The sequence below is a fragment of the Fusobacterium sp. genome (assembly GCF_032477075.1).
Lineage (GTDB): Bacteria > Fusobacteriota > Fusobacteriia > Fusobacteriales > Fusobacteriaceae > Fusobacterium_A.
This window is the reverse complement of sequence record NZ_JAWDXO010000075.1, coordinates 1-4,955: the sequence shown is the minus strand read 5'-3', so window position 1 is coordinate 4,955 and position 4,955 is coordinate 1. Positions and strand designations below refer to the sequence as shown.

The following is a 4,955-nucleotide window of genomic DNA, read 5'->3' as shown; positions in this document are numbered from 1 at the left end:
ATCCCTGTCCCATTATCTGTTTCCCTAAATCTCCAATTTACAAGTGCTACATTTTTATCTTCTGTTCTTACAAGTAGTGCAGGTAACTCTTTCAGATTGGGCGACATAATGAAATAAGTTTTAAACCCATCATCAAATATCTGCGAAGGTGTCCAACTGTATTTTTTAGATACTGTATATCTGTTATTTAATTTTTCAAGATTTACTACATTAAGAGGCTCTACTTGTTTTTGCTTTTGTCTTTTCTTTTCATAATCTCTTTGTGGATACATAAACTTAACAAGTCTGTTATAGTCATTATAAGTAGATTCAACTACAAAATAGTATCTGTTCTTATCTGTTTCTACCATCAAGTCTGTTACTAAATTTTCATCAAAAGACTTTATTCTTACTGAATGAGTATCTTCAATAACATTCCAACGTACATCATCTCCAAATTCTGCATACTGTACTACTTCATCTCCAAAGCTTACAGTTGTCTGAAACATTGGCTTTGAATAGATAAAATATTTATCATCTTCATTAAAAACAATGTTTGCAATTTCTCCAGATTTTGCTTCTTTTATTAGATTAATATTCTTAGCAAAACTTAATCCTGATAGCAGCAATATGGAGAAAATAATTAAACATTTTTTCATAAATCTTTTCCTCCTAGTTTATTTTTTCCCTGAATCTGTTTCTTTAGATTGAGATATATCAGTTATGAGAATATTTAGTGGATTATATTTAATCATTTCTTTATTTTTAGGATTAGTAAATTTATATGTATAAACTCCTACCATTAAATCTCTACCTCTTAATTTTCCATATTCATCATAAGTTTTCTCAATCCATCTAACTTGATATGTATCATCAGTTAATTTCAATGTAGATAGAATTTCAATATCTACAGTTTTCTTTTCTTTAATTTTTTCTCTGTAGCCACTATCAATTAAAAATTGTTCTAATTTGTTATTGGTTGAATCAGTCATAAAAAACATTATCTCTTCATAGTTCTTCTTATAAAGAACTAAGTCACTAGATAAATACCTTGATTTTCTTACAAAATTGTTAATAAAATATGCTACAGACTTATCATCTGCTTGATAAGTTTTTGATGAAAGATCATTTGCATATCCCAGTATCGTATAATTATTGTTATCTTTTTCAATAACCTGCTTTTTATTTTTGTTTCTCCAGTTAAACATTTAGAAGCATACACCTCCAGTTAATCCAATAAGATCAAGAATAGTTTCAAGATTAGATATTATTAATCCTACTACAACTATTCCTAATCCCATCATCCACATTTGACTTCCTTTAAAGAAAGCCATAAGGCTAAAAATAATACCAAAAGCAACAACAAATCTAAATATTCTAACTACCATATTTAGATATTTAGTAAGATTAGCCTCTATTGGTAATCCTGAAAGACTGGAATAAGTTAATATCCCAATAGTAAAAAAAAGAAGAAAAAAGGTAAGAAATGTTCTTTGTTTATTAGAAAATCTCTGCCCCTCAATACAATAAGTTTTGCTTAAAATTGTGTTCATAAATGAACCACCTCCATGATATAATATCAATGAGTGATATAAGGACTAAATAACACTCATTTTTTGATGTTTTTTTTAGTTTTTAACACAATATTTATGAAAAAAAGTAGTTTTCAAAAAATGGAGGAAAAAATGAAAAGTAACAGAGGGCAGGAAGTTTTTTATATAAAAAAGAAAGATTTAAAAAAAATTCGTAATTATTTTTTAAAACAGGAGAAATTTGTTATCTTAGCCCTTATAAATATTGGTATTAACATAGCTTTAAGAATATCTGATTTGAGAAATTTAAAGTTTGAAGATATAGATGATGAATGGAAAATAAAAATTAGAGAGATTAAGACTAAGAAAATTAAATATATTCAATTAAACAGTAGTTGCAAAGATGCTATAAATCAATTAAAACATTCATATAACACTAAAGGAATTTCTTCTACTGGATATCTTTTTAAATCTTTAAATCGAGTTTATATAAAAACTGGATTTGATGCTCCTATAACTTCTGCTTCTGTTAACAGATATTTTACTCAAGCAAAAATTGATTTAAAAATTCCTTATGCTATAGGAACTCATTCATTAAGAAAAACTTGGGGATATAATGTTTATAGAAAAACTAAGGATATTGGAAGTATTATGAAAATCTTAAATCATTCATCTGTTGCTCATACTTTAAGATATATCGGAATAGATCAAGAGGAAATTGATTTTATATATGAAAATTTTAATTTCTAAATTTATCTTTAATACAAAAAAGAGTGCATTTTTGCACTCTTTTATTAAAAATTTTTTTGTGGAATTCTTCCAGGACAACTTCTTCCTTTCTGTTTTTCTCTACAATAATTTCTTTTAGTACATATATCACAATCTACTGAAGTATCTCCACCAAATAACCCTGCTACTAACATTTGCCAAAGTAAAAAACTTGCTACTAAAAACAAGGCTTCTATTTTTAAGATTTCTATGAATGATTCTCCATTCATAAACATTTTTATTCCACTACCAATAGCAAATATAATTATTCCAATTTTTAATATAATTTCAACTATTTTAAAAACTATAGAAAATACTTTCACTACTATTTCTATTACCACATAAAGTATTATAAGTCCTATTAAACCATAAAGAATAAATATTAATTTTTCCAAATGTCCAAATAATGTTTCCATTTTATTCCCTTTCTTAAAATTAAAATAGAACAAACTTTTTATTCATTATTATTTCTATAAGTTAAATACTTACTGGATTTTTTACTGCTTTTGGTTTTTGCATTGATTCTATTTTTAAATATTCTTGAAATTCTATATTTGCTTCTTTATTTCCTTTATCTGATTTTTCTTTTAACTCTTTCATTATTTTTTCAAGTTCTTGTTTTACTGCTGTGTCTGTTTGAGCTTTTTCTACCATAGCTTCTTTTTCTTCATATGGTACTTTTTTTACTGTATCTCCACAACTTGCTAGTAATACTACTGCTAATAACATTAATATTCCTTTTTTCATTCTTCTTTCCCTCCTAAATAATTTTTTTTAATTTAATTATATCACTTTAATATCTTGCTTTTCCACTTATTTTTAGTCTGAATACTTATCTAGTATTATTCTATATTCTTTAATTGTTAATTCTTCCAATAACTTCTTTTTAAAATCATTTACTATAGTTTCAAAAATATTTTTTTCTTTAGAAAGTTCCAGCAGCTCTTGAATCTCTTTTTCTCCTATAAGTTTTCTTCTTTGTTCCCTATCTTCTTTTCTCTGATTAAGAAGTATATCTCCTACTATCTTCATCTTTTTTCTTTCTTCAGCATTATAATTTTTTAAATTAAGAAAATAACCCAGCAACATTCCTTTATCTTCCTGATCTATTTCTGCTATCTCCAGCAAAGCACCTATTTCTATAAGATGTTTTGCTCTTGCTTTTCTTGGATTTATCCCCTCTCTATTATATTTTCTTAACTTTAAATTGACTTTCATCAGTTTTTCTTCAAGAACTGCTATTTTATCTTTCATATTCATCTTCCTTTGTTTTTAAAAGACTTTGAAGTGTTCCTTCTATATCTTCTTTATCTCTTTTCTTTTTATTTAGTTCTATATCTTTCATACCTCTTACATGATCTTCCTTTCTTTTTCTTGCTGGAGCTATATCTTTTGAAATATTTTTATTTTTTTCTTTTACCTTTTCTTTAAGAGCTGCTATTTTATCTGTCATTAAATATTTATCTGTAAGTGATCCAATTTCTTTATATAGTTTTATGCTATCTGAAGTAACCTTCATCTCTTTTTTAATTTCTTTTATTTGTTCTGGCTCTTTTGAATTTTCCATTATTTCCTTGTATATTCTCATTTTTTCATAATTTTTAGTTTGACGTTCTTTTATCTTCTTATTAAGAGCCATATATATTTCTTCCTTTTCATTGTCTTTTAGATTTTTCAACTGTTCCAGATCATATTTGTATCTATCATTTTTAAATCTATTCTCTTTAATATTTCTAAGGTTCTTATCAAGAAGTTTTTCTTCTAAATCAGAAGTCATTCCTTGGGTATTGTTGTCTATATTTTTATTAAGTTCTTCTACAGCCTTATCAAGTGCTTTATCTTTAATATTCTTTTCTTGTACTTCAAGAATATTCTTACCAGCTTCCTGGAAGAATACTTTTTCAACTCTTTCACTAAATTCTTCTATTTCTGTTTTTTCATCTTTCACTAAATCTACAGCTATTTTTTCTTGAGTAGAAAATAGCTCCATATCTATTTTTGAAGCAATAGAAATTTTTTCATAGTTAAAGGCTACAGCTTTAGATACTTCTCTTTCTTGTCTATTAATATTTCTCATAGCTTTTTTGAAAGTTTCTTCTATTTTTTTCAATTCTTTAGTTATATCTTTGCCTTCAATTTCTAATATTTTATCCTGTAATTCCTTATACTTTATTTCTTCAGCTTTTACTTGATTATTTATACTATTTTTTTCTTTGAAGTTGAAAAGTCCTGCCTTATCTCTCAATTCTTGAAGAGCATTGAGTTTATCTTCTGACTTTGTAAGCATTAAGATTTTTCTTAATCCCTTTAATATCTTCCTGTTTAGTTCTTAAATTAGAGATATTTTTTCTTGCTTCATCTTTTACTTTTTCAAATGTATCTAGTATAAGAGTATTATCTTTTATCTTTATTGTTTCAATGGAAATAGAATTTTTCTCTATTTCATCTATTTTTTCTCTTTCCTGTGCAATCATTCCAAGATACTTTTCTTTAACCTTTTCTTCTACTGCGATAACTTTCCCAAGTATTTTATCATCATATTTGTATTTGGCTGTATATCTAGCCGAATCTAAATAGAGCTGCTCTTCTTCTTTTGTCAGCTCTCTTTCTTTTTTCAATTCTTCATATTTCATTTGCTCTTTCAGATGTTTACTGTGTTCCCCTTTAGTCATCTGA

General features: G+C 26.2%; 9 protein-coding genes. 1 reads left to right on the top strand and 8 read right to left on the bottom strand.

Annotated features, from left to right (window positions below):
* The 3 genes from E6771_RS15890 to E6771_RS15880 all read right to left on the bottom strand — a co-directional run.
* A partial coding sequence (locus E6771_RS15890; RefSeq protein ID WP_316092334.1) for a TrbG/VirB9 family P-type conjugative transfer protein occupies positions 1-638 on the bottom strand: 638 nt, incomplete at its 3' end.
* Between the two features lie 18 nt (positions 639-656).
* Positions 657-1,187 carry a type IV secretion system protein gene (locus tag E6771_RS15885; RefSeq protein ID WP_316092332.1) on the bottom strand — a complete coding sequence of 177 codons (531 nt, stop codon included), beginning with the start codon at positions 1,185-1,187 and terminating at the stop codon, positions 657-659.
* Complete coding sequence (locus tag E6771_RS15880) at positions 1,188-1,532, bottom strand: hypothetical protein (protein WP_316092331.1); 345 nt, start codon at positions 1,530-1,532, stop codon at positions 1,188-1,190.
* Between the two features lie 132 nt (positions 1,533-1,664).
* Here E6771_RS15880 and E6771_RS15875 point away from each other — a divergent pair, with 132 nt between their 5' ends.
* The gene (locus E6771_RS15875) at positions 1,665-2,261 is read left to right on the top strand and encodes a tyrosine-type recombinase/integrase (RefSeq protein ID WP_316092330.1); all 597 of its coding nucleotides are present in this window, start codon (positions 1,665-1,667) and stop codon (positions 2,259-2,261) included.
* A gap of 44 nt (positions 2,262-2,305) precedes the next feature.
* Here the strand turns inward: E6771_RS15875 and E6771_RS15870 are convergent, their stop codons facing one another.
* The 5 genes from E6771_RS15870 to E6771_RS15850 all read right to left on the bottom strand — a co-directional run.
* Positions 2,306-2,695 carry a hypothetical protein gene (locus E6771_RS15870; RefSeq protein ID WP_316092327.1) on the bottom strand — a complete coding sequence of 130 codons (390 nt, stop codon included), beginning with the start codon at positions 2,693-2,695 and terminating at the stop codon, positions 2,306-2,308.
* Between the two features lie 61 nt (positions 2,696-2,756).
* Positions 2,757-3,026 carry a hypothetical protein gene (locus E6771_RS15865; RefSeq protein WP_316092326.1) on the bottom strand — a complete coding sequence of 90 codons (270 nt, stop codon included), beginning with the start codon at positions 3,024-3,026 and terminating at the stop codon, positions 2,757-2,759.
* A 72-nt stretch (positions 3,027-3,098) separates the two neighbouring features.
* On the bottom strand, positions 3,099-3,533 hold the full coding sequence (locus E6771_RS15860) for a conjugal transfer protein TraD (protein ID WP_316092325.1): 435 nt from the start codon (positions 3,531-3,533) through the stop codon (positions 3,099-3,101).
* Positions 3,523-4,566 (bottom strand): hypothetical protein, encoded by a 1,044-nt coding sequence (locus E6771_RS15855; RefSeq protein WP_316092324.1) that lies wholly within the window; start codon positions 4,564-4,566, stop codon positions 3,523-3,525. The genes E6771_RS15860 and E6771_RS15855 overlap by 11 nt, the downstream gene beginning before the upstream one ends.
* Positions 4,544-4,955: hypothetical protein (locus E6771_RS15850; protein WP_316092323.1), on the bottom strand; the 412-nt coding region annotated here is incomplete at its 5' end. The genes E6771_RS15855 and E6771_RS15850, both read right to left, overlap by 23 nt.

What these genes read in the sequence shown, in the direction of transcription:
- E6771_RS15885 (WP_316092332.1), bottom strand. Translation starts at nt 1,187, where the DNA reads ATGTTTAACTGGAGAAACAAAAATAAAAAGCAGGTTATTGAAAAAGAT.
- E6771_RS15880 (WP_316092331.1), bottom strand. Translation starts at nt 1,532, where the DNA reads ATGAACACAATTTTAAGCAAAACTTATTGTATTGAGGGGCAGAGATTT.
- E6771_RS15875 (WP_316092330.1), top strand. Translation starts at nt 1,665, where the DNA reads ATGAAAAGTAACAGAGGGCAGGAAGTTTTTTATATAAAAAAGAAAGAT.
- E6771_RS15870 (WP_316092327.1), bottom strand. Translation starts at nt 2,695, where the DNA reads ATGGAAACATTATTTGGACATTTGGAAAAATTAATATTTATTCTTTAT.
- E6771_RS15865 (WP_316092326.1), bottom strand. Translation starts at nt 3,026, where the DNA reads ATGAAAAAAGGAATATTAATGTTATTAGCAGTAGTATTACTAGCAAGT.
- E6771_RS15860 (WP_316092325.1), bottom strand. Translation starts at nt 3,533, where the DNA reads ATGAAAGATAAAATAGCAGTTCTTGAAGAAAAACTGATGAAAGTCAAT.
- E6771_RS15855 (WP_316092324.1), bottom strand. Translation starts at nt 4,566, where the DNA reads ATGCTTACAAAGTCAGAAGATAAACTCAATGCTCTTCAAGAATTGAGA.